At 60.2% G+C, this 24,378-nt stretch carries 23 protein-coding genes; 20 read left to right on the top strand and 3 right to left on the bottom strand.

Annotation, left to right across the window (positions count from 1 at the left end):
• The first annotated feature begins 9 nt into the window (after positions 1-9).
• The gene (locus tag CHU71_RS06805; protein ID WP_147760579.1) at positions 10-1,677 is read left to right on the top strand and encodes a formate--tetrahydrofolate ligase; all 1,668 of its coding nucleotides are present in this window, start codon (positions 10-12) and stop codon (positions 1,675-1,677) included.
• Positions 1,678-1,775: 98 nt separating this feature from the next.
• Here the strand turns inward: CHU71_RS06805 and CHU71_RS06800 are convergent, their stop codons facing one another.
• On the bottom strand, positions 1,776-2,603 hold the full coding sequence (locus CHU71_RS06800; RefSeq protein WP_147760578.1) for a RecB family exonuclease: 828 nt from the start codon (positions 2,601-2,603) through the stop codon (positions 1,776-1,778).
• A 46-nt stretch (positions 2,604-2,649) separates the two neighbouring features.
• Here CHU71_RS06800 and CHU71_RS06795 point away from each other — a divergent pair, with 46 nt between their 5' ends.
• The 13 genes from CHU71_RS06795 to CHU71_RS06735 all read left to right on the top strand — a co-directional run bounded on the left by CHU71_RS06795 (position 2,650) and on the right by CHU71_RS06735 (position 17,954).
• Positions 2,650-3,909 carry a M18 family aminopeptidase gene (locus CHU71_RS06795; RefSeq protein ID WP_070420283.1) on the top strand — a complete coding sequence of 420 codons (1,260 nt, stop codon included), beginning with the start codon at positions 2,650-2,652 and terminating at the stop codon, positions 3,907-3,909.
• 37 nt (positions 3,910-3,946) lie between these two features.
• Positions 3,947-4,783, top strand: coding sequence for a tRNA (adenine-N1)-methyltransferase (locus CHU71_RS06790; protein WP_005531513.1), 837 nt, complete (start codon positions 3,947-3,949; stop codon positions 4,781-4,783).
• Between the two features lie 101 nt (positions 4,784-4,884).
• Positions 4,885-6,444 (top strand): proteasome ATPase, encoded by a 1,560-nt coding sequence (gene arc, locus CHU71_RS06785; RefSeq protein WP_147760577.1) that lies wholly within the window; start codon positions 4,885-4,887, stop codon positions 6,442-6,444.
• On the top strand, positions 6,429-7,955 hold the full coding sequence (gene dop / locus CHU71_RS06780; RefSeq protein WP_147760576.1) for a depupylase/deamidase Dop: 1,527 nt from the start codon (positions 6,429-6,431) through the stop codon (positions 7,953-7,955). The genes arc and dop overlap by 16 nt, the downstream gene beginning before the upstream one ends.
• A 17-nt stretch (positions 7,956-7,972) precedes the next feature.
• Positions 7,973-8,164 (top strand): ubiquitin-like protein Pup, encoded by a 192-nt coding sequence (locus CHU71_RS06775; protein ID WP_147760575.1) that lies wholly within the window; start codon positions 7,973-7,975, stop codon positions 8,162-8,164.
• Between the two features lie 44 nt (positions 8,165-8,208).
• On the top strand, positions 8,209-9,585 hold the full coding sequence (pafA, locus tag CHU71_RS06770) for a Pup--protein ligase (protein ID WP_147760655.1): 1,377 nt from the start codon (positions 8,209-8,211) through the stop codon (positions 9,583-9,585).
• Positions 9,586-9,695: 110 nt separating this feature from the next.
• A complete protein-coding gene (locus CHU71_RS06765) occupies positions 9,696-10,676 on the top strand; it encodes a YafY family protein (RefSeq protein WP_070420285.1) in 981 nt (326 codons plus the stop codon).
• 2 nt (positions 10,677-10,678) lie between these two features.
• Entirely contained in the window at positions 10,679-11,635 is a 957-nt protein-coding gene (locus CHU71_RS06760; RefSeq protein ID WP_147760574.1) for a YafY family protein, read from the top strand.
• A 59-nt stretch (positions 11,636-11,694) separates the two neighbouring features.
• Positions 11,695-11,958 (top strand): Sec-independent protein translocase subunit TatA, encoded by a 264-nt coding sequence (gene tatA, locus CHU71_RS06755; RefSeq protein ID WP_046645989.1) that lies wholly within the window; start codon positions 11,695-11,697, stop codon positions 11,956-11,958.
• An 87-nt stretch (positions 11,959-12,045) separates the two neighbouring features.
• The gene (gene tatC, locus CHU71_RS06750; protein WP_370450502.1) at positions 12,046-13,122 is read left to right on the top strand and encodes a twin-arginine translocase subunit TatC; all 1,077 of its coding nucleotides are present in this window, start codon (positions 12,046-12,048) and stop codon (positions 13,120-13,122) included.
• A 21-nt stretch (positions 13,123-13,143) separates the two neighbouring features.
• Positions 13,144-15,972: an RNA helicase gene (locus CHU71_RS06745; protein WP_147760573.1), complete on the top strand. Its 2,829-nt coding sequence runs from the start codon at positions 13,144-13,146 to the stop codon at positions 15,970-15,972.
• Positions 15,973-16,028: 56 nt separating this feature from the next.
• A complete protein-coding gene (locus tag CHU71_RS06740) occupies positions 16,029-17,192 on the top strand; it encodes a Xaa-Pro peptidase family protein (RefSeq protein WP_147760572.1) in 1,164 nt (387 codons plus the stop codon).
• The gene (locus tag CHU71_RS06735; protein ID WP_147760571.1) at positions 17,193-17,954 is read left to right on the top strand and encodes an SDR family oxidoreductase; all 762 of its coding nucleotides are present in this window, start codon (positions 17,193-17,195) and stop codon (positions 17,952-17,954) included.
• A gap of 14 nt (positions 17,955-17,968) precedes the next feature.
• Here CHU71_RS06735 and CHU71_RS06730 read toward each other — a convergent pair whose 3' ends face one another.
• Positions 17,969-18,847 carry a hypothetical protein gene (locus tag CHU71_RS06730; RefSeq protein WP_147760570.1) on the bottom strand — a complete coding sequence of 293 codons (879 nt, stop codon included), beginning with the start codon at positions 18,845-18,847 and terminating at the stop codon, positions 17,969-17,971.
• 109 nt (positions 18,848-18,956) lie between these two features.
• Between CHU71_RS06730 and CHU71_RS06725 the strand changes: the two genes are divergently transcribed.
• Genes CHU71_RS06725 through CHU71_RS06715 form a run of 3 tightly spaced genes read left to right on the top strand, consistent with a single transcriptional unit; the run spans position 18,957 to position 22,060 of the window.
• Positions 18,957-19,577 carry an FxsA family protein gene (locus tag CHU71_RS06725; RefSeq protein WP_236593733.1) on the top strand — a complete coding sequence of 207 codons (621 nt, stop codon included), beginning with the start codon at positions 18,957-18,959 and terminating at the stop codon, positions 19,575-19,577.
• Positions 19,577-21,163 (top strand): apolipoprotein N-acyltransferase, encoded by a 1,587-nt coding sequence (gene lnt, locus CHU71_RS06720; RefSeq protein ID WP_147760569.1) that lies wholly within the window; start codon positions 19,577-19,579, stop codon positions 21,161-21,163. Before CHU71_RS06725 ends, lnt begins: the two co-directional genes overlap by 1 nt.
• A gap of 3 nt (positions 21,164-21,166) precedes the next feature.
• The gene (locus CHU71_RS06715; RefSeq protein WP_046645992.1) at positions 21,167-22,060 is read left to right on the top strand and encodes a polyprenol monophosphomannose synthase; all 894 of its coding nucleotides are present in this window, start codon (positions 21,167-21,169) and stop codon (positions 22,058-22,060) included.
• Positions 22,061-22,205: 145 nt separating this feature from the next.
• Here CHU71_RS06715 and CHU71_RS06710 read toward each other — a convergent pair whose 3' ends face one another.
• Positions 22,206-22,580, bottom strand: a complete 375-nt coding sequence (locus CHU71_RS06710; RefSeq protein ID WP_034657500.1) for an RNA polymerase-binding protein RbpA — start codon at positions 22,578-22,580, stop codon at positions 22,206-22,208.
• A 130-nt stretch (positions 22,581-22,710) separates the two neighbouring features.
• On the opposite strand from CHU71_RS06710, the gene CHU71_RS06705 reads away from it, so the two are divergent.
• Genes CHU71_RS06705 through CHU71_RS12830 form a run of 3 tightly spaced genes read left to right on the top strand, consistent with a single transcriptional unit; the run spans position 22,711 to position 23,953 of the window.
• Positions 22,711-23,049 carry a hypothetical protein gene (locus CHU71_RS06705; protein ID WP_082254344.1) on the top strand — a complete coding sequence of 113 codons (339 nt, stop codon included), beginning with the start codon at positions 22,711-22,713 and terminating at the stop codon, positions 23,047-23,049.
• A 6-nt stretch (positions 23,050-23,055) separates the two neighbouring features.
• Positions 23,056-23,754, top strand: a complete 699-nt coding sequence (locus tag CHU71_RS06700) for a YceI family protein (protein WP_070420295.1) — start codon at positions 23,056-23,058, stop codon at positions 23,752-23,754.
• Between the two features lie 34 nt (positions 23,755-23,788).
• Complete coding sequence (locus CHU71_RS12830; protein ID WP_165482971.1) at positions 23,789-23,953, top strand: hypothetical protein; 165 nt, start codon at positions 23,789-23,791, stop codon at positions 23,951-23,953.
• Positions 23,954-24,378 lie beyond the last annotated feature (425 nt).

Genomic DNA, 24,378 nt, shown 5'->3' with positions numbered 1-24,378 from the left:
CATAAAGCCATGACTACCCACCTGACAGACGTTGAAATCGCCCAGGCTCACCACCTCGAGCCCATCACCGATATCGCAGACCGCGCCGGCATCCCGGCAGAAGCTCTCATCCCTTACGGCAACACCAAAGCCAAAGTCGACATCACCAAGCTGGATCACTCTAAGCCCAAGGGCAAGCTGGTCTTGGTAACGGGTGTTTCGCCAACTCCTGCCGGCGAAGGCAAGTCCACCACGCTCATCGGCCTCACCGATGCGCTCTCCCTCCTCGGCCACAAGGCCATCGTCGCTCTGCGGGAGCCTTCTCAAGGCCCAGTCATGGGCATCAAGGGTGGTGCCGCTGGCGGCGGTTACTCTCAGATCGTCCCAATGGAAGACATCAACCTGCACTTCACCGGTGACTTCCACGCCATTGCCGCCGCCACCAACACTCTTGCGGCAATCATCGATAACCACATCCATCAAGGCAACCAACTAGGCATCGATCCTCGACGCGTGACCTGGCAGCGCTGCCTCGACGTCAACGACCGTGCACTGCGCAACGTCGTCACCGGACTCGGTGGACCCGCCCACGGAGTCCCGGCAGAAACTGGTTTCACCATCACCGCAGCGTCCGAAATCATGGCAATCCTGGGCTTGGCTACGGACCTCGAGGATTTGAAGAAGCGCCTCGGTGACATCACCGTCGGCTACACCTACGATCAAAAGCCCGTCACCGCACGTGAGCTCAACGCAGAAGGCGCACTCACCGCGCTTATGCGCGATGCCCTAAACCCGAACTTGGTCCAGACCCTGGGCGGCACGCCAGCATTCGTGCACGGCGGCCCGTTCGCCAACATTGCCCACGGCTGCAACACCTTGCTGGCTACCCAGACTGCTATGGAGTTCGGCGACATCGTCCTCACCGAAGCTGGCTTTGGTGCAGACCTTGGTGGCGAGAAGTTCATGGACATCAAGGCTCGCTTTGGCGATCTCGACGTCGCCGGTGCAGTGGTCGTAGCAACCATCCGCTCCCAGAAGTACAACGGCGGCCAGGCTCGTGAAGACCTCACCACCGAAAACCTGGATGCGCTGCGCAAGGGCATCGTAAACCTAGAGCGCCACGTAGAGAACCTACGGAAGTTTGGCCTACGCCCAGTTGTCGCTCTGAATTCCTTCTTCACCGATACCGACGCCGAGCGTGAGTTCATGCGCACGTGGGCTGAGGACTTCGGTGTTGCTCTCGCCGAGGCAGACGTCTGGGGCAAGGGCGGCGAAGGCGCAAAGGAACTTGCTCAGACGCTCATCGACAACCTGCAGGACGGCGCAGCCCACCAGCTCTACGACCCAGCAGAGGGCGTCGAGAAGTCCATCGAGACCGTCGCCAAGGAAATCTACCGTGCCACCCACATCGAGTATGGCCCCAAGGCGAAGAAGGACCTGCAGTACATCAAGGACAACGGCTGGAATGAATTCCCGGTCGTCATCTCTAAGACGCAGTATTCCTTCTCGGACAACCCGGCTGCGCTGGGTGCACCGGAAGACCACACCCTGCATTTGCGCGAGCTTCTGCCACGCACCGGCGCTGGATTCATCGTCGTCCTTACCGGCGACGTCATGACCATGCCGGGTCTGCCTAAGAAGCCGGCCGCGAACAACATCGACGTTGACACCGACGGAACCATCTCTGGTCTGTTCTAAAGACAGAAAATCAAAAAGGCTGCCGAGTACCCGAAGGGGAGCAGTTCAGATAACAATGTGTACTCGACAGCCTTTGTTTATGAGTTGCTAGCTGTTAACTAGGAAACGTCCGCCGTGGACCCGGGCCAGCCCGGGTACTCCGGAGGGGTGCCGCCGAACTCGGGGCACAGCTTTTGGAAGGAGCACCAGCCGCACAGCTTCGAGGTCTTTGGCCGGAAGACGCCCTCCTTGCCGTCACCTTCGATTTTCGCCCACAAATCGCCAAGGTCGCGCTCGAAGTACTCCAGCTCCTCCCGAGTTGGTGCAAGGAACATCGAGTCCAGCACCTTGAGGTACATCAGGCGCAGCTGGGCTGGAATGGTCCCGAGGATGCGCCAATAGACCAGCGCATAAAAACGCATCTGGAACTGGGCATCCTGGCTGTAACGGGGGAGCGGCTTCTTGCCCGTCTTGTAGTCAACAACGCGCACCTCGCCCGTTGGCGCCACATCAACACGGTCGATAAACCCGCGGACCGGTACGCCGTTGGGCAAGACAGTATCGACGTACATCTCGCATTCTTGGGCGTCGAAGCCCTGCGGATTTTCCATCTGGAAGTAACCCTTGACCAGGTCCCGGGCAGAGACGAAGAAGTCGAGAGTGGCGTCGTCAGGCACCAGCTCCTTAAGCTCCGAATCCGCCGCCACCATTTTCTCCCACTCCGGCTTAATCATCTTCACCGCAGTGGGGTAGTCGCGCTGCTCACGGGGAAGCTTGTGGGTGTTTTCGAGAACCGCGTGAACCAGCGTTCCCTTCACCTGTGCCAGCGTCTTCGGCTCGGGGAGTTTGTCAATTGCTCGGAAGCGGTAGAGCAATGGGCATTGCTTATAGTCAGAGGCCCGTGACGGTGAAAGCGCCAGCGGTCGGGGAGTGCGTGCATCAGCCATGGTCCTTTTAGCCTAGTGCCCAAGCATTCATGGCAAAGTAGGGGGTATGAGTATTTCGGATGAGTTCCTCGATTTTATTGCTGCAAGCCCTTCCTCCTATCACGCAGCGCACGAAGTAGCGCGCCAATTGGAGGAGGAAGGCTTCGTCCGTCAAGATGAATCCGCCGAATGGTCAGCGGCGCCTGGCGGACACGTCATGATTCGCGGTGGCGCAGTAATGGCTTGGTATGTGCCCGAAGGTGCGGACAAGAACTCGGCCTTCCGCATCGTAGGCTCTCACACTGACTCACCAGGCTTGGTCCTAAAACCCACCCCGGACTTTGATTCCGCCGGCTGGCAGCAAGTTGCGGTGGAAATCTACGGCGGCGCGCTCCTGCATACGTGGTTCGACCGCGAGCTCACCGTTGCGGGACAGGTAGTCACCAAGGATGGCGAGCACCACCTGGTCAACACCGGCCCAATACTGCGTCTGCCTTCTTTGGCCATCCACCTCTACCGTCAAGACGAGTTCAAGCCGGACCGCCAGCACAACATGCAGCCAGTGCTTTCCGTTGGCACTCCTGATGCCTCCGTCTTGAGCGTCGTTGCGGAAAAGATCGGTGTGGAAAAAGACGATATCTCGGCCTTTAATCTCATCACCGCTGACGCGCAGCGCGGTGCCGTCTTCGGCGTCGGTGAACCACTCATCGCAGCTGGCCGCATGGACAACCTGGCTTCGGTCCATGCTTCCTTAGTAGCCATGAAGAACGCGGCACAGAAGGGCGCGGTTGCGCATAACGACGTCCTCGTTATGGCCGCCTTCGACCACGAGGAGGTTGGCTCTTCCTCCCGCTTTGGTGCTGCCGGCCCAATCCTGGCGGACGTGCTGGGCCGTACCGGCCGCGCACTCGGCGCCAACGAAGAGGAGCGCTACCAGATGTTCGCACGCTCCTCCTGCGTATCTGCCGACGCCGCGCACTCCGTACACCCGAACTATGTAGGCAAGCACGATCCGACACACCATCCGATCATCGGCAAGGGGCCGGTCACCAAGATCAACGGCAATCAGCGCTATGCCTCCGACGCCACCACTGTTTCCTTGTGGGAACGCGCGTGTGAGCGAGCAGGAGTTCCTTTCCAACGCTTCGTGGGCAACAACGACGTCCCGTGTGGCTCCACCATCGGCCCCATCACCGCAACGCGCCTTGGCATCGACACTGTCGACGTCGGAGTGCCCATGCTCTCGATGCACTCGGCCCGCGAAATGGTCGGCGAACGCGACCAAGTATGGATGGGCGAGGCCATTGAGGCATACTTGGTAGGTTAACTAGACCCACTCCACAGAAAGCATAGGAATCCCCACGATGCCTTACTCCGGACCATTTCACTATGGCGATCGCGTCCAGCTGACCGATGCTAAGCGCCGCCACTACACCGTGGTGCTCGAAGAGGGCGGGGAATTCCACTCGCACAAGGGCATCATCCGCCACGACGAGATCGCCGGAATGGACGAGGGCTCTGTCGTGCGCTCGACTTTGGGCAGCGATTTCCTGCTCTTCCGCCACCTCATGGTGGACCACGTGCTGTCGATGCCGCGCGGCGCCGCCGTCATTTACCCCAAGGACTCTGCTCAGATCCTGGTGGAGGGCGACATCTTCATGGGCGCCCGCGTCCTGGAGGCAGGCGCGGGTTCTGGCGCGCTTTCGATGACTCTGCTGCGTGCTGTGGGCCCAGAGGGCCACGTCTTCTCCTACGAGGTTCGCGACGATCATCTCGAGTACGCGGTGGACAACGTCAAGGAATACTTCGGTAAGCAGCCGGAGTGGTGGTCGCCGCGCTTGGGTGACTTGGCCGATGTCACCGTCGACGAGTTGGGCGGCCCAGTTGACCGCGTCATCCTCGATATGCTCGAGCCATGGGAGCACCTCGAAAAGGTGCGCGACATCCTGATTCCTGGCGGCGTGTTCATGACCTACGTGGCCACCGTCCCACAGCTGATGAAGGTCATGGAGGGCATCCGCGAGCTGCAGTGCTTTACCGAGCCTAAGGCTTGGGAGTCCCTCGTGCGCGAGTGGAAGGTCGAGGGCTTGGCTACCCGCCCAGAACACCGCATGAACGCACACACCGCATTCCTCATCTGGACGCGCCGCCTTGCCGACGGCGTAACCCCGCCGCGCCCGCAGCGCCGCGCTCGCAAGTAACGCCACGCAAGCCCTGCACGCCACACACAGCACACCAGGGTGCCCCTCACGAATGAGGGGTACCTAACCTTGCGGAGAGCCGTACGCGCTAGTGTGTAGCTATGAACGACGCAAGTCACACCGCCGACCTCAAACGGCAGATTGATCAGCTCGCCGAGCGCAACACCAAGCTCGCATCCTTGTTGCAGGACTCCCGCAACAAGCTGCAGCAGATGCTCGCTGAAGTCAACGCCCTTTCCGAGCCTGCTTCGACCTATGGCGTCTTCCTCGGATACTCAGGCCGCGAGCACGACTCCCGCCGTGATGCCGAGGTCTATACCAACGGCAGGCCCATGCGCCTGAAGATCTCGCCCAACTTGGAGCCGGGCAGCCTCAGCGTGGGCCAGCAGGTGCGCCTTGGCGACGGCTTCGTGGTCGTCGAAGGCTGCGGGCATCCAGATACCGGCAACCTTGCCACCGTGCAGGAAAAAGTCGATGACTCTCGCGCCATCGTGGCTAATTCCTCTGGTGAGGAACAGGTCGTTCTGCTCGCCACCCGTCTCCGCGAGGGCCTGCGCGCTGGCGACACCATCCTCATCGACTCCAAGTCCGGCGTCGCACTAGAGAAGATCGAAAAGACCGAGGTTGCGCAGCTCTCGCTGGAGGAAGTTCCTGACGTCACCTACGAGGACATCGGTGGCCTCGACGCGCAGATCTCCCAAATCCGCGACTCCGTGGAGCTGCCCTTCCTGCATCCGGATCTCTACCGCCAGTATGACCTCGAGCCGCCCAAAGGCGTGCTCTTATACGGCCCTCCCGGCTGTGGCAAGACCCTGATCGCCAAGGCAGTGGCCAATTCTCTTGCCAATAAGATGGGCAGCGCCGGCCCGAGTTATTTCCTCAACGTCAAGGGCCCAGAGCTGCTCAACAAGTATGTCGGCGAGACCGAGCGCCGCATTCGCCTCATCTTCGAGCGCGCCCGCGAGCTGGCGGCTCTCGACTCCGCGCGTCCTGTCATCGTCTTTTTCGACGAGATGGAGTCCATCTTCCGCACGCGTGGCTCCGGCGTGTCCTCCGATATGGAGACCACCGTGGTCCCACAGCTGTTGACGGAGCTCGACGGCGTCGAGAAGCTGGGCAACGTCATCGTCATCGGTGCCACCAACCGCGAGGAACTCATTGACCCCGCGATTATGCGCCCGGGCCGCCTCGACATCAAGATTCGTGTGAACCGCCCCAACAAGCAGGGCGCACGCGATATCTTCTCCCGCCACTTGGGGGAAAGGGTCCCGCACCAGGGCGATGTCGATGCTCTTATCGACGCCGCGGTAGAGGATCTGTACTCGGAGCGCCCATTCGTGCGCTTGCACTACTTGAACGATGAGCCGCGCATTCTCTACTACCGCGACTTCGTGTCCGGCGCGATGATCGCAAACATCATCGCCCGCGCGAAGAAGCTGGCCATCAAGGAGGCTCTGGCCGGGGATGCCCGCGCAGCCCAAGGCATCACCGAGAATCACTTGCGCCAAGCGATCGCCGCGGAGCAAGCGGAGTCCGAGTACGTCCCAACCTCCGCAAGCCCGGAGGAGTGGACGAAGATTGTCGCGGGAACCGAGGCTGGCGCCGAGGTCACCCGCGTTGAGCTGATGGGTTTTAGGAGCACTTCATGGCACGCGTCTTAGGAACTGAGACTGAATACGGCATCTCCACGCCAACTAACCCGGAGATGTCACCTATTGTCACCTCGACTCACGCGGTCGTCGCTTATGCCGCGCTGCATACAGGGGCCCGCTCGCGCTGGGATTTCCGCGAGGAGCACCCGCTGCGGGATTCCCGTGGCTTCGACCTCAAGCGCTACCAGACGGTACCCAGCGTGGACCCCAACGCCATTGGTGTTGCCAACGTGGTCACCGCCAACGGCGCGCGCTTCTATGTTGATCACGCGCACCCCGAGTATTCCTCGCCAGAGTGCACCAATGCTTTCGACGCCATGCTTTACGACGCTGCCGGTGACCTCATCCTGCGCCGCGCCGCCGCGTCCGTCGCGGAACTCACGGAGCAGGGCACTTCGGTGCTCGTCAACCATGATCCGTGCCCGCCGCTGAAGTTCTACAAGAACAACGTGGACGGCAAGGGCGCGTCCTATGGTTCCCACGAGAACTACCAGTATCGCCGCAGCACCGACTTTGGCGACATCGCTGCGGGACTCATTCCCTTCTTTGTCGCCCGCCAGGTAGTCATTGGTGCAGGACGCGTGGGCAGGGGACAAGACGGTGAGGAGGCCGGCTTCCAAATTTCCCAACGTGCCGACTACATCGAGCAGGAGATCTCGCTAGAGACCACGCTCAACCGCGGCATCATCAACACTCGTGACGAGCCGCATGCCGTGGCAGAGGACTTCGGTCGCCTGCACGTCATCATCGGCGACGCGAACATGTCGCAGACCTCAAACTTCTTGAAGCTGGGCATGACCTCCTTGGTCCTCGATGCCATCGAAGCCGGCGTTGACTTTAGCGATCTGCAGCTGCGCGACGCCGTGGCCGAGGTATCTAAGGTCAGCCACGACCTCACCTTGACCCACAAGCTGCAGCTCAAAGACGGCCGCGAACTCACAGCACTCGAGATTCTCGCGGCCTACCGCGAGCGCGTCGTTGCAAAAACGGACGTCGACAAGCGCGTGCTCGAGGCTTGGGACGAGGTGACAGGCCTGCTGTCTGCCGACCCAATGACAGCAGCGCATCTCTTGGACTGGGTGGCCAAGTACCAGCTCATCAAGGGCTACATGGACCGCGGCGTGGATCCTGCGAACCCGAAGCTTGCGCTCATCGATCTCCAGTACACTGACATTGACCCAGCGAAGTCGCTTTACCACGCACTCGTGCGCAAGGGACGCATGCGCACGCTCGTCAGCGATGAGGACATCGCCCGCGCTGCGGATAATCCGCCTCGCGACACTCGCGCTTTCTTCCGCGGCAGCATCACGCAGAAGTACAGCGAGGATCTGTTGGCAGCCAGCTGGCAGACGCTGTCTTTCCGCACCCCGATGGGCACGGCCACCGTAGCGCTGGACGATACGCGCGGGCTTGGCGCTAACGACGTCGAGAAGCTCATTGCGGACTCCGCAGACTCCCAGGCGCTATTAGCCAAGCTCGGCCACATGGGAGTAAACGTCGAGTACTCTAAACATGGTTAAGAAAGGAAAGTAGAGCTATGAGTGGAAACCAATCCCAGGTCAACGCTGGCAACGGCGGAAACAACGGCGACGCACCTGAGGACTTGGCCGCGGGCCAGGTTAGCATCAACAGCGCCGGCACCGACGATCTCCTTGACGAGATCGACGGACTGCTAGAGAACAACGCCGAGGAATTCGTGCGCGCCTACGTACAAAAGGGCGGCGAGTAATCGTGGGGGAGCTCGCCATAGGTCCGGTCTATGCCCGCCGCATTATGGGAATTGAGACCGAATACGGAATCACCTCGAGTGCCAGCGGCAATCAACGGAAAATGACTCCGGACGAGATCGCCCGCATCTTATTCCGTCCCGTGGTGGACGAGTACTCCTCCTCGAATATCTTTCATCCCAACGCCTCACGCTTGTACCTCGATGTGGGTTCCCACCCGGAGGTGGCCACCGCGGAGTGCGATAGCCTCACCCAGCTCATCAACTATGAGCGCGCTGGCGACCGCGTGGTCAATGACTTAGCACTCCGCGCTGAGGAAGCCCTCGCGGCGGAGCAACAGCCCCGCGCGGTGTACCTGTTCAAGAACAACGTTGACTCGGCCGGCAATTCCTATGGTTGCCACGAGAACTACCTCATCAGCCGGCACGTGGTGCTCAAGGACTTGGGCGTAGCCCTGCTTCCATTCATGATTACCCGCCAGCTGATCTGTGGTGCGGGAAAGATTCAGCCCGCGCGAGGCGAGGAGCCAGCGCACTTCCTGCTTTCGCAGCGTGCCGACCAGGTGTGGGAAGGCGTTTCTTCCGCGACCACTCGTTCGCGCCCCATCATCAACACCCGCGACGAGCCGCACGGTGACTCAAAGCGCTTTCGCCGCATGCACGTCATCGTGGGCGATTCCAACATGTCCGAGCCGACGTTGGCGCTCAAGGTCGGCTCTGCGTTGTTGATGCTGGAGATGCTCGAAGCCGGATTCGACGTTCCGCGCTTCGAGGTTGTTGATCCGATTCACCACATTCGCGAGATCGCCAGGGATACGACGGGGCGAACGCCGCTGCCATTGGCTGATGGTTCCACGATCACTGCGTTGGAGGTGCAGCAGGCGCTATGCGACGCCGCCCGCCGCTGGCTTAACGAGCGCGAAGACGCAGGCACCCTGTCGGCTGAGATGGCGCGCGTGGTCGACTTGTGGGAGCGCACATTGCATGCCATTGAGACCCAGGACTTCTCGGGCGTTGACCGCGAGATCGATTGGGTTATTAAGCGCGGACTGCTAGATCGTTACCGCGACCGCCTGGGCGGGGAGTGGGGCCACCCGAAGCTGGCACAGATTGACCTGACCTATCACGACATCCGGCCGGGCCGCGGTTTGTTCAGCATCTTGGAAAGCCGCGGAATGGTGGAGCGTTGGACCACTGACGAAGCAATTGCTAAGTGCATCAACACCCCGCCGCAGACCACGCGCGCCAAGTTGCGCGGGCAGTTCCTGGCGGAGGCGCGCAGGCTGGGATCTAATGTCACTGTGGACTGGACACGCTTGAAGGTCAACCGCCCTGAGCCCATGACGGAGGAGTTTTCTGACCCGTTCGTTTCAGAGGATCCCCGCCTGCAAGCGTTGTTAGACTACATGGAGCACAACGCCTAGTTCCCGTGCCTGCCTATATCCCGTGCGTATGGTTGGCGCGGTGCAGGTATGCGCGCTGTATTCTTAAATAAACCTGTTTGCATATAACCGATGTGAAGGAGCATGCCCGCATGGCTGAAGGGAATCCGGCAAAGCGCGACGAGGCCGTCGAGCGGCTGACCAACCTTTCCTTTGCCTTGCAAGGCGCGGCGCATGGTGGCGGCAGCCCGGACCGCAGCGCGGCTTGGATCCGCAAGAATGTCGAGGGCTATCAGAATCGCAGCGATGAGGCCTTCTTAAAACAGCTCTCGCGCGACGTCGTCACGCTGCAGCGCGCGGGTGTCCCAGTGGTCCACTCCAGTGGCGAGGATGGATCGATGTACCGCCTCAACCAGGACGAGTACCAGCTGCCGCCCGTTGACTTCACTCCTGAGGAGGCCATGGTCTTGGGCGTGGCTGGCGGAATTGGCAAGCCAGGCGGCTTGAGTGACTTCACGCTGTCGGCGTGGACGAAGATCGCAGCCTCTGGTGCATCCCGCGACCTGAGCGGCGCACCCGTCTACGTTGCGGTCAACGACATCACCCGCATCAGCCCGGAGCTGACCACCGCAGTCATCACGGCGGTGCGCGCGCATCTCCGCATTACTTTTGATTACTACGCCACGCCCTCCTCGCCGGCAGTGCGGCGCACGATGGACCCGTGGGGACTAGTCAACCACAACAGCCGCGTGTACTTGGTTGGCTGGGACGTTGACCGTGAGGCGGCCCGCGTGTTCCGTGCAACGCGCATCGATAACGTCAAAAGGTCGCGCCAGGACGCCACGCACCTTACTGTGCCTGGCCCGCTGCAAGACCTCGTTGTTGAGGCTCTCCAACGCGGCGAGACCGTGGACGCGCTCGTTTCGATTCCGCAGGGCAGCGCGCTCGAGCTCGCTGCTGCTGGCAAACAGCGGGAAGATGGGCTCTATGCCATGAATGGGGTGGAAAAGGACTGGCTTGTTCGCACTGCTGCTAGCTATGCACCAGGCGTTGAGGTCCTCGAGCCCGCCGAGGTTCGCGCCGCCATCATCGAGCTGCTTACCGCAGAACGCCCGCAGGAAGGGGAGAAGTAGACATGGCTGATGGTTCCCAAAAGCTCCAGGCGCTGGTGCGCTCACTTAATCTGATTCCCTATTTCCGCAACCACCCAGGGCAAAGCCCAATGGAGGCCGCCACGGACCTGGGGATGACACCAGCGGAGCTCAAGGACGCGGTGGATCGCCTCTTTTGTTCAGGCGTTGGGCGTAATACAGAGGACCTCATCGATCTTTCCTTTGATTACCGCGACGGTATCCAGATCTACAACGATCAGGGCTTGACCCAGGCACTGCGTCTCACGCCTACGGAGGCGGGCGCGTTGCTGCTGACCCTTGAGTCCTTGGAAGCCATGCCGGGTCTGATCGACACTGCCGCTGTGCGGTCCGCCGCTGCAAAGCTGCGCGACATCATGGACGAAAAGACCGCAGCCATCTACGACTCGCTGGCGCACATCGACCCCACTGAGTCCGAGGTGCAGGCCGCGCTTGCGGGCGCCGTCGACAAGCACCAACGCGTGCGCTTCAAGTACTGGTCTGCATCAAGCAACCAAGAAAAGGAACGTACCGTCGATCCGGCGCGTATTTTCATCTTCGAATCGGAGCCCTACCTCGTGGCCTGGGACGAGTCTGTAGGCGCACACCGCACCTTCCGCCTTGACCGCATGCGTCAAGTAAAAGTGCTGGAAGAAAAGGCGAATCCGCGCGTTCGTCAGCTCGACTTTGACCCTGACCAGCCTTTCGAAATGCGACACGCCAAGACTGCGCAACTAGAGATTCAACCAGAATTCACTTGGCTTGCTGAGCAGCACGATATGACTTTAGGTGAGACCCTAAAAAATGGTCGTGTAGCTGCAACGATGCCAATTGGCGGCGAGGACTGGTTTATTCGTTTCGCACTCAGCCAAGCTGATAGAGTGCGAGTCGTGGGCCCTGAACCACTTGTTCAAGCAATTGCAGATCGGCGAATCACGGCCCTTGAGCGTTATACTCAATAGCCGAAAGTTAACTCAATAGACCAGCTCCACATGAGCCTGTCGAACAGAAAGAGGCACCCATGCCAATCGGTCCTAGGGAATTACTTATTATCCTCCTCGTCGTCGTCCTGCTTTTCGGCGCCAAGAAGCTGCCTGAGCTGGCTCGCTCTATGGGCCGTTCGATGCGCATTTTCAAGTCTGAGGTCAACGAGATGAAGGCTGAGAATGAACAGCAGGGCCAGCTCGCAAAGCCTGCGAAGCAGACTGACGAAGAGTTCTGGAACAGCCCGGAAATGCAGCCTCGCCAGTCCCAGCCGCGTTCTGAAGGCAACCCAAACTCATAGATTTGGTGAGCGCTTCTGACACGCATTAGCCGTGTCGGAGGCGCTTTATTTGTTCCAGATTTTTCTTTTCACGGAAGGTCGATGTCAATGTCTGCACAGGGAAGTGTTGCTGGCCAACAAAGGCCAGCGCGTAAGCGACCCCTGCTCAAGAGGTTCGGCAAACGTAAGTCCAATCCCATGGGCGAGATGACGCTGGTTGAGCACCTTCAGGAGTTGCGCAAGCGCATCGTCATTTCACTCGTCGTGCTCGCCATCGGCGCCGTCATCGGATTCATCTGGTACGAACAAGCTCCCTTTGGGCTGCGCCCGCTAGGCGAGATCCTGCGTGGCCCATATTGTGAACTTCCTGCTGAGCGCCGCGCCTCCTTCAGCGCTGACGGGGAGTGCCGCCTCTTGGCGACCAGCCCGTTTGAAATGCTGACTTTGCGCTTGAAAGTGGGCGCACTCGCTGGCACTGTGCTGGCCTCACCGATTTGGCTGTACCAAATCTGGGCGTTCATCGTGCCTGGCCTGCACAAGAACGAGAAGAAGTACACCTTCATCTTCGTTACCACCGCCGTCATTCTCTTCGTTGGCGGCGCCGTACTGGCCTACTACATTCTCTCCGTCGGCCTTGAGTTCCTCATGAGCATGGGCGAGGAGTTCCAAACGGCCGCACTGACTGGTGAGCGCTACTATTACTACCTTCTCGCGATGCTCCTCATCTTCGGCGTGAGCTTTGAGTTCCCGCTGCTGGTAGTCATGCTCAACATCATCGGCATCTTGGAATACCGAGTGATCAGGAACAAGCGCCGCATCATCTTTGTGGTCATCCTCATCTTCGCGGCGGTGGTTACTCCGGGCCAGGAAGTCTTCTCGATGATCGTCTTGGGCGTAGCGCTCGAGGTCCTCATCGAGTCCGCGTTCCAGTTCTGCCGCATCAATGACAAACGGCGCAACCGCAACCGTCCGAATTGGCTGGATGTGGACGACGGGTCTGCTTCGGCGTTGGATGACGACACCACGGGTATCGGGCTGCCTACGCCGGTTGAAGCCGCACAACCTGTTTCTTCCTCGCACCTGGCACCCCGCACTCATGGCGCGCCGCCAACCGCCCCTTCCGCAGCGCCTAACTCGGCGCCAAGTACGCCGCCAAACGCTGGCTTCTTCGACGACGTCCTGTAGCAGCGGGTAACCTGAGGACTTATGACTTCCACACACCTGGATACCTTCCGCGATAGACTGTCCCACCCGCTGGATGATTTCCAGGTTAAGGGATGCCGAGCCGTTGAAGAAGGACACGGTGTTCTCGTCTGCGCGCCCACCGGCGCGGGCAAGACCATTGTGGGCGAGTTCGCTGTGTCCCTGGCGCTAAGCCGCGGAACCCGTTGCTTCTACACCACGCCCATCAAGGCGCTGAGCAACCAGAAGTACCACGATCTTGTCGCCGCACACGGCGCGGACGCCGTCGGCCTGCTCACGGGCGATGTCTCCATCAACTCCCGGGCAGAAATCCTCGTCATGACCACTGAGGTTCTGCGCAACATGATTTACGCAGAGTCCGGGGCGTTGGACCGCCTGAGCCACGTGGTCATGGATGAAGTCCACTTCCTCGCCGATGCCTCTCGCGGCGCAGTGTGGGAAGAGGTCATCCTGAATCTCGACGAGAGTGTCTCCATCATCGGCCTGTCCGCCACAGTGTCCAACTCGGAGGAGTTCGGCGAGTGGCTTTCCGCCGTGCGCGGCGACACCACGGTTATTGTCTCTGATCATCGCCCGGTGCCTTTGGACCAGTGGATGATGATTGGCCGCAAGATCTACCCGCTGTTTGAGCCCGAGTCCGGCGGCCAAGTCAATGCCGAGTTGGCACGGCGCATCCGTCGTCTTGAGGCGGGCGATAGCGACGACGGGCGCAACGACGCCCATTCGGGCCAGGGCTTCCGCGCCCGTGCCCGCCACAAGGGCGGTGACCGCGATGCACGTAACTCCCGCGGTGGGCGGGGTGGCCGCGGCCGTTCCGGCGCCTCCCGCCCACAGGACCGCTACCGTCCGCTGGGCCGCCCTGAGACTCTCCAGGTGCTGCAGGGCATGGACATGCTCCCTGCCATCACGTTCATCTTCTCCCGCGCGGGTTGCGATGGCGCGCTCCACCAGTGTCTGCGCAGCCGCATGGTGCTCACCACGCAAGAAGAATCCGAGCGCATCAAGGCCATCATCGACGCAGGCGTCGAAGGCATTCCAGAAGAAGACCTTCAGGTCCTTGACTTCAAGCGATGGCGCGAAGCATTGTCCCGCGGCTTTGCGGCCCACCACGCGGGAATGCTTCCTGCATTCCGACACATCGTCGAAGACCTCTTCGTGCAAGGCTTAGTCCGCGCCGTATTCGCCACCGAGACTCTTGCCTTGGGCATCAACATGCCTGCTCGCACGGTCATCCTGGAAAAGCTGGTGAAGTTCAACGGCGAGGCGCACGTCGATCTCACCCCGGGCCAGTACACACAGTTAACCGGCCGCGCGGGTCGTCGCGGCATCGACACCATCGGCAATGCCGTGGTGCAGTGGGCCCCAGCTATGGATCCGCATGCGGTCGCAGGTCTGGCCTCCACGCGTACCTACCCGCTGATTTCCACGTTTGCGCCCGGCTACAACATGGCTATCAACCTGCTGGGCATGCTGGGCTTCGAGGAGTCACTACGCCTGCTCGATAAGTCCTTCGCGCAGTTCCAAGCTGATGGCTCGGTCGTCGAGGAGACCCGTGAGATCGAAAAGGCGGAGCACCGCGTGCGGGAGCTGCGCAATCAGCTTGACGACGCCATCGATGCACTCGCACCTCCATCACGCGATGGTGAAGACCCAGCAGAGGTCCTCATGGACTACATCCGCCTGCGTCGCAAGCTCACCGACGAGGAGAAGTCGGTGCGCGCCAACAACAATGCGCAGCGCAACCAAGAGGTCGCCGTGGTGCTCAGCCGTCTCCAGCTGGGCGACGTCATCGCCATCGCCGGCAAGAGGCATCCCATTCTTGCCGTCGTGGTCACTCCCGCGAATCAAGTCGCGGACCCACGCCCATGGGTGACTACCGAAACTGGATGGTCTGGCCGCATCGATGTCTCTGGCATCAACAATCCGCCAATCGTCGTGGGCCGCATGAAGCTCCCGCGTCCGGTGCAGAAAAACCCGCGTCGCAACACCAAGTTCATACAAGATTCCTTCAAGCGCAACCGCTACGACCGCCCAAAGAAGATGCGCATGGCGCCGCGCAACCGCACCAACAAGAGGGTGGGCGAGCTACGCGACGCCATCCGCAACCATCCGGCCCACTCGTGGCCAGCAACCGACCGCGAGCAACTGGCGGGTATCGCGCAAAAATTGGCGCGGCGCGAAAGGGACCTCGAGAAGGTCAGCAAGAAGGTCGAGCGGGCTACCGATACCTTGGGCAAGACCTTCGGACGTATCGTCGACTTGCTCTCTGAGATGGACTACGTCGAGTTCGAAGACTTTGGCGAAGACCGCCGCCCAGTCATCACCGATGAAGGCGAGCGCCTTTCCCAGATCCACAGCGAGTCAGACTTGCTCGTAGCGCAGTGCTTGAAGCGTGGCATCTGGAATGAGCTAGACCCAGCGGAGCTAGCCGGTGTGGCATCCCTGTGCCTCTTTGAAAACCGCAAGGAAACCCGTGGCGAGCCGGAAGCGGCCACGGATGCCATGGCCGATGCCATGGAAGCTACGTATCGCATCTACACCGAGCTCATTGCCGACGAGGCCCGCCATAACCTCCCACGCACCCGTGAACCGGAAGCCGGCTTCGCACTCGCCATCCATCAGTGGGCCGCCGGAGCCCCGCTGGGATACTGCATGGCTGCCGCGAACGAAGCCGGTGCGGAACTTACCCCCGGCGACTTCGTGCGCTGGTGCCGCCAGGTGGTGGACATGCTGCAGCAGATCGCCAAGACCGGCTACGAGGAAGACATCCGCCGCAATGCCCGGCGCGCCATCGATGCAATTCAGCGCGGCGTCGTGGCCATCGGCGCTTAAGCACACCGCGTCCCCTGAAATGAAAGGGCGCGGGGTGCGCGGGTAGGCTCATACACATGTCTGATTCGAACAGTACTTTTCCAGTGTCTGTATACGCCGACCGCTTGCAGCGGGCTCAAGAGGTATCCGCCGAGAAGGGGATTGACCTGCTTATTTTGGGTACCGGCGCCGACTTTGCTTATCTTACTGGTTCCTGGGTCTCCTCCCACGAGCGCCTGACCGCTTTGGTGCTTGGCCCCACGGGCAAGCCTTTCATCGTTGCCCCGTCTACGGACATCGAAACGCTCAACACCTCGCCTGTGGCGCAGCTCGGTTTGGAGTTGCGCGGCTGGAGCGATGGCGAGAACCCTTATGAGCTCGCCTGCGAGCCTCTGCGCGCCACGACATCTTCCAGTACCCCCACGGTGGCGCTTGGTGCATCGCTGACCGCTGACCACGTCTTGCGCATCCAGGGCCTGCTTGCTGAGTCCGCCCAGTCTGGTGCACAGCCTCAGTACGTGCTGGCCACCTACTCCTTGGCCGAGTTGTTTACCCGCAAGGACGCCGCCGAGCTGGAGGAGCTGACCAAGGCGGGCGCGGCTATCGACGCCGTCCACGCTGCTGTTCCTGGTCTGCTCATGGCAGGACGCACCGAGGCTGACGTCGCAGCGGACCTGCGCGACCTGATCCTCCGCCAACACGTGGAGGTCGACTTCATCATCGTCGGTTCTGGCCCTAACGGTGCCAACCCGCACTACGACTACGGTGACCGCGTGCTGAGCAAAGGCGATCCAGTGGTCGTTGACATCGGAGGCACCCTGCCTTCGGGTTATCACTCCGACACCACCCGTACTTACGTTGTGGGCGGAGATCTGAGCGCAGCGCCTCAGGACTTCCAGGACGCTTACGCAGTACTGGAGCGCGCCCAGGCAGCTGGCCGCGCAGCAGCCAAGCCCGGCGCGACTGCACAGGAAGTCGACCGCGCTACCCGTGAGGTCATCGAGGAAGCCGGCTACGGCGAGTACTTTACGCACCGCACCGGACACGGCATTGGCCTGTCTACCCACGAGGAGCCCTTCATTATGGCTGGCAACGAGTTGGTCCTTGAGGAGGGCATGGCCTTTTCCATCGAGCCGGGCATCTACGTGCCAGGCAAGTGGGGCATGCGTCTTGAGGACATCGTGTACACCACCGCGGATGGATACGAATCCGTCAACCAGGCCCCCCGCGAGGTCCGCTAGATGGCAGGTGTGTTAATCCTCGGCGGGCGCAGTGACATCGGTGGCGAGATTGCGCAGCGTCTTGCTCCGGGAAACGAAATTGTCCTTGCAGCACGCGGCACCCACGGCATGGACGAGCGCATTAAGAAGCTCCGTGCCGCGGGCGCAATTGCAGTCCATACTCTCGACTTCGACGCCACCGCCGTCGAGCAACACCGTGCCGTATTTCGGGCGGCACGTGAGCTGTGCGAGCACAGCGACGGAATCACCACCGCCGTAGTGGCTTTCGGCATCCTTGGTGACCAAGACCGTGCTGAGCGCGATGAGGCCCATGCTTTCGATATCGCCTTGGTGGACTATGGCGCCCAGGTATCGATGCTGACGGTACTTGCTGATGAGATGACCCGCGGCCACATCGTCGCCTTCTCATCCATCGCTGGGTGGCGTGCCCGGCGCGCCAACTACGTATATGGCTCCACCAAGGCTGGTCTCGATGCTTTCTGCCAAGGACTTGCCGATCGCCTGCACGGCAGCCCGCTCGCACTCATTACCGCGCGCCCGGGCTTTGTCATCGGTTCCATGACCACCGGAATGAAGCCAGCACCGCTTTCGGTGACCCCAGACGCGGTTGCCGACGCCGTGGTTGATGCCATGTCTGGAAAGGGCGCGGGCACTGCTGACGCGCCGCGCAGCCGCACCCTCTGGATTCCGCGTCCCCTCCAGGCGTTGGCATGGGTCATGCGCGTGGTTCCGCGCCCCGTGTGGCGCCATATGCCGCGCTAGCTTGTTCTTGCTTGTTACAGCAAAGGCGAATTCACGTCGAAGATAAACCCGCGTGGTGCCAGCACTCGCAGGACCACTTCGGCGTCGCCTTCCGCGATGTCATGGAACACGAGCCCCTGCCACGGGGTGACCGTAATATCGACGTCGAGGCGTCCGATCAGGTCCGCGAACTCCGCCGGTATTACTCCCTTGTGCAGTCCTGCTCCTAGGTCAACGCGCCCTTCAGGGGTATGCTCAGCCAGCCAGCCGATGGGCTGGGCCGGCTTGTCCGATGTCTCCGTTGCAGGCAGCTTCAGTTCTTCCGTTCGGCCTGTATCCGCAGACGCTTCCTCCGGCGCCTTCGCCGCCGCTTCTTCAATCGCATTAACCAAGGCGGGCACGAGGTCCTCGATGGCCAGCACGGCGTCGGAAAGCACGCCCTGCGTAATCAGCTGAGCACTGTCAGTGCCGCGTAAGAGCGCGCCAAAGTCGACGCCCTCCGCAACAATGTCGCCACTTCCGTCATCGACGCCTAGGAGAAGCTCGGAAGCTGCCTCCAGCCCCTCACAAACCGCCGCAATATCGCGGGCCAGTTCACGCGCGACTGCCGAGAGAGGGGAAGCCAAGACAGGCCGGCTTAGCGTGCTCAATGCAGGAGCGCTAACGCGAGCAACAAGCTGCGTTACGTCGTGAACACCGCGCAGCTCCAATGCTGCATTCTGGGCGAGGTAGACATTGCCATCGCCGAAATCCTGAGCCAGTCCTGCGATTTCAATCCAGTCTTCCGCCGTCGTCGCACCGGCTACCGGTTGGAAACGTGCGACGGTTCCATGGACGGCGTCTTCAAGCAGCAGCGGCGAACCTACGTGAGGCGTTTCAGTGATAACGTGAGGCGCTTCAGGGGTATCAGTCATGGCTGCGAGTCTAACCGTTGCGTTCACCGCCCCTAGATTCCGGTTGTAGAAAACACGTCAGCGGGTGTTGGCCACGGCATGTATGCCGCGGATGGGTAGGGTAGAGGCCATGCCATTCGTTCTGTTTATCGCCTATACCTTGCTTGAGACACTCGCCTTTTGGGCCGTGGCCAAGTGGATTGGAATCCTGTGGGCACTCGTGGCCTTGTTTGTGACGATGTTCTTCGGCATGTCCATCGCAGGCATTGAAATCCGCCGCATCATGAGCCGCCAGATTGTGCGCGGGCAAGACGGGATCTACTACATGGACGGAAACCAAGCTGGCAAGACCGCCGGCAACGTGGGCCTGACGCTGGCAGGCGGCATGTTGCTATCGATGCCGGGGTTTGTCTCAACGCTCATCGGCGCGCTACTCATTTTTGCGCCGACACGCTCCCTGGCGCGCACGATTCTCGCGGCTTCTATGGTGCGCAAGATTGAACACATGGGTACCCGCATCTTTGAAGCTTCGCCCATGGCGCAGCACCATGATTCCTATGGAAGCTTCGGAAACGCTGCGGACTACGGTTCAACAACGGGGTACCCAGGCGGTGCCCAGGGTAGCCGCCCAGAGCCGGAGGTCCTCGACGAGGAAGAGATCCGTCAGTGGACCGAGAACCTCGATCCCGATGACTTCACCGGTGGCTCGTCCGACGACTCCGGAAACGATGCGGGAGACTCCAAGAAGTAATGAAACAGTTTCTGTGCCGCCTAGCGCTTGCCGGCGTTTCAGGCGGCGTTACTTTTTGCGCTGTTGAGCCACTGGGTTGGTGGCCCATGGGGATCCTCGGTATCGCGTTGCTCTTTGCCGCCTTGGTGCCGTGGAGAGGCTCAAGCGTGAGCCTGAAAGCTGGAGCCGCAATCGCCAGCCTTCACGCGTTTTTTCTCTATCTGCTCACCTTGCCGTGGATCGGGGAGTTGGTAGGCAATTTCCCCTACATTGCTTTGGCATTCTGGCTCTCCCTCTATGCCATCTTGCTGGGTATCGGCGGGGCCGCACTTGCCCGCATGAGGTCGGGTTTCCTCTTGTTCCCGTGCTTTTACGTAGCGGTCGAGATGTTGCGCTCGAGCGTTCCCTTCGGCGGCTTTTCCTGGGTCCGCCTTGCGTGGGGACAGATTGAAGGGCCGCTGGCCAATCTGGCGCCGTGGGGCGGGCCCGCGCTCATCACTTTCGCCACCGTTATGTGCGCGTGCGGATTGGTGGGTTTGGCACAGGTCCGCGGAAAACTCCGTGCGGCTGCGCTGGCGGCAGTAGTGCTTCCCTTGGTGGCAGGGCTCGCTGCGGAGCTCGGTATCAACCGCCCGGACCATACTGTGGGCGAAGTCAAGGTAGCCGCGATTCAGGGCAACGTCCCGCGGATGGGCCTGGATTTTGCCGCCCAACGCAGAGCCGTATTGGAAAACCACGTCCGAGTCACACAGGAAGCCGCCAATGCGGCCCAGGAAAACAAGGAAGACCCCATCGATCTGGTGATCTGGCCGGAGAATTCCTCCGACGTCAATCCTTTTAAGGATGCGCAGGCACGCATGCTTATCGAAGCCGCCGTCGACACCATCGACGCGCCCGTTCTGGTGGGCACGCTAACGAAGGACGCGGTGGGCTACCGCAACACCATGCAGGTCTTCGAGCCAGGTAGGGAAGTAGGAGAGCACCACTACAAGAAGTATTTGCAGCCCTTCGGCGAGACGATGCCTATGCGGGATTTCTTCCGCAGGTTCACGGACATGGTCGACCTAGCCAGCGATTTCAAGCCGGGCGACGGCCCCGGTGTGGTCACGATGAACGACGTTCTCGTCGGTGTGGCCACATGCTACGAGGTCTCTTTCGACCAGGCATTCCGCAGTTCGGTGAACAACGGTGCTCAGATTCTTTCGACGCCTACGAACAACGCCACCTTCGGTTACTCCGACATGACCTATCAGCAACTAGCCATGAGCCGCCTGCGCGCCTTGGAGACTGACCGCGCCGTGGTTATCGCCGCAACATCGGGAGTCTCGGCCATTGTCCATCCGGATGGCCGGGTGAGCCAACACAGCGAAATCTTTGAGCCGAAGTATCTCATTGAGACGCTGCCGCTGCGCGAGGGAGTGACCTTTGCCGTGAGGTATGGTTCGCTCCTGCAATGGCTCATGGTTATCATTGGAACAGTCAGCGCACTACTTGCTCTCCGTTCTGCACGCAGGACAGGCAATCTTGAAAAGCCAGGAGCCCGTGGCAAGCAACGTGCGCCTAAACAAAACTCTGCTAAACCGGCAGCAAACAACGAGGAGCTTTAAAACGTGAGCACTACCCACGCTTCCACCTTGGTTATCATCCCGACGTACAACGAGATTGAGAACCTTCCCCTGATCACTGGCCGTGTCCGCAAGGCAACCCCAGAGGTCAGCATTCTGATCGTGGACGATAACTCGCCTGACGGCACTGGTGAGGCTGCAGACAAGCTGGCCGCTGAGGATGACAAGCTGCACGTCCTCCACCGCGAGGGCAAGGGCGGCCTCCTAGGTGCTTACATTGCTGGCTTCAAGTGGGGCTTGGAGCGCGACTACCAGGTCCTCTGTGAGATGGACGCTGACGGTTCCCACGCACCTGAGCAGCTGCACTTGCTCCTCGCTGAGATCGACAAGGGCGCGGACCTCGTCATCGGTTCCCGCTACATACCGGGCGGCGAGACCATCAACTGGCCTGCTTCCCGCGAGTACCTGTCCCGCTTGGGCAACTTGTACATCTCCGTGGCGCTGGGCGCCGGCCTGTCCGACATGACCGCAGGCTACCGCGCATTTACGCGTGAGCTGCTGGAGTCCATTGACTTCGACGACCTGTCGAAGGCTGGCTACATCTTCCAGGTTGACTTGGCTTTCCGCGCTGTCAAGGATGGCTGGGACGTACGCGAGGTACCAATCACCTTCACCGAGCGCGAGTACGGTGAGTCGAAGCTGGACGGCTCCTTCGTCAAGGATTCCCTCTTCGAGGTCACCAAGTGGGGCATTGCACACCGTTCCGAGCAGGCCAAGGACTTGGCTGGCGAGGTCAGCAACATCGCGTCCTACACTTACCGCCACAGCTCTCTTCCGGGCCTGGCTGGCAAGCTCAAAGAAGGCTTTGCCTGGACCGGCGACTTCGCTGACGAGGTACAGTCCCTGCTGAAGCACCAGTTCGGCAGCAAGTCCAAGTAGGCAAAGCAAGCCGAGTAGGCTCCGAGCGGCTCACCATGAGCCGCCTACTAAGACGAAAGGGGCGCGCTACATTCCCAGCAATGGGGAAGTAGCGCGCCCTATTGTGCGCTATCTGCTGCATGTGCGGCGCTGCAGAAACCGAGTTCTAGCTCTGATTCTCCTGCTGCTCCTTGAGCAGACGAGCAGCGGATCGGCGGCGGGAGCGCAGCTGATCGATGCGCTCGGTAAGCAGTTCGTCGAGTTCCTCGATGGAACGGCGCTCACGCAGCATGTCCCAGTGGGTACGCGGCGGCTTGGCTGGCTTGGATTCTACGCCTTCGCCCTCCATAAGGGTGCCCAGCTTACCGTTCTTACACATCCACTCCTCAGGAATTTCCGCATCATCTGCGAAAGGAACTTCGTAGATGTCACCGTCTTCGGTGCGGTACTTGACCATCTGGCGTGGTGCTAGGTCGTGGTCACGGTCCGTCTCGTAGCTGACGGCGCCCATACGGCTACCACGGAGTACGCGATCTGCCATGCAACATCATCCTTTTCATAAAGAGTGCTCGGAAGGGTTGATATAAATCACCCAAGAAACTAACAGTATAACGAAGTACAGCGTGCGTTTGTTCCCACCCCGGGTTAAATGGACTAAGGTGTAACAGGTGATCCGTCAAGCTAGCCGCGACCGTGCTGTCGCATCGTGCCAATGGTGCGGCAAGGAGATCCCACAAGGAGGGCGAGGACGCCCTCGCAAATTCTGTAGCGCATCATGCAAGCAACGCGCATATGAGCAGCGTAATAACGTTTCGGGTACATCAATTCCGAAGAACGCTGTGATCATGACTCCGGAGCGTGCTGATGAATTGCGGGATGGATTATTTGAACTACGCTGCTCAGCCGAGGACGTCGCGATGGCAGCGAAGGAAGGTGCAGACGGGGATGAGCTCCAGGAACTGTGTACTGAACTCGTCGCCTTGGCACGTCGGCTCGAGGAATTGAGATAAGGAAAAATGCAGAAACTTCTAGGTAACCGCAAGCTGGTCATTTCCATTTTCGTGGTGCTAATTCTCGTCGCCACGGTGGTTGCACTTGGCCCGTTGTTCTATTCGATTTACATGGGCCGTGGTGTCCAGACAAAGCCTGTTGATGCAGCGCACACCAAGCCAGCTAGCACCGATGTCGATGGCACCTGGAACGTTGTTGCTGGTACGCCACATAATTTCACCTCGGTTGGTTTCACCATCAACGAGGTTCTGCCTGCTGAGAAGACCACGACCTCCGGCTCCACCAAGGACGTGACCGGCCAGGCTGTCATTAAAGACGGCAAGGTCGAAGAAGGCACGATCACCGTGGACATGACCACCTTGACCACGGATAAAAAGGTTCGTGACCAAAACATGAAGGACAAGCTGTTTATCACGCGCCAATTCCCTGAAGCCACGTTCACTCTGACTGAGCCTGCTGATATTTCTGCAGTGCCAGACGACGGCTCGGTGGCCAAGGTTAAGCTGACCGGCGACCTAACGATCAAGGGCAAGACCAAGAAGGTCACCCAGGAATTCGACGTTGTTCGCGACGGTGAGACCATCGTTATGGGCGGCAACATTCCGGTCAACCGTCTAGATTACGGAATTGAGACTCCAGAGATGATCGCGGCCAAGATTGAAAAAGAAGGCGAAGTAAACATTCGCGTCACGCTTCAGAAGTAACTAGCAATACGGAAGTAACTAGCAATACGCAGGCATGAACTCTCAACATCTAATCCCAGTCATCTGGTTCCGACTCGTAGTGCTCATTGGCTTCGCAGTATTCGTCGGCTTCCAGAAAATGTGGCTACTCCTTGGCATCGCAGTATTGCTCGGCATTCTTACGGGCTGGCAACTTATCACTGCATACAACCGCCGTTAGGGCATGCCCGCAATTCCCACTCACACCACCGTTTAACGTCACAGTGACGTTAAACGGTGGTGTGCACGGTTAGGGCAGAAGCAACCCCAAAAGCCAAACATGGCCCACATTCGGTCACCGGGTCCGAGCCAGACCAAAACCGGACCCAAACCGGGGGCAAGCAGTCGGACCAACAAGCCAGACCAACAACCGGGTCAATATAAATCCAACGAGTTGAGCCGCGCGAGTAGCCCAGGGCAAAGCCAAGCCGCTCGGCGACGTCTGCACCCAGCCGGGGAAATGCGCGTCACAAGAACTAATTGATACGTGAGTGCCGACAAATCGATATAGATGCACGGGGACGTATAGACGTAACGCCACTATTCAATAATTGTCCGATAATGTACATTATGTCATTTAGGATTTGTGTCGTTATCCCCCGGGCC

The organism is Corynebacterium sp. LK14, from assembly GCF_008042215.1.
GTDB lineage: Bacteria > Actinomycetota > Actinomycetes > Mycobacteriales > Mycobacteriaceae > Corynebacterium > Corynebacterium striatum.
Note: the sequence above shows the minus strand (reverse complement) of the source record. Positions and strands in the feature narration are given on the sequence as shown.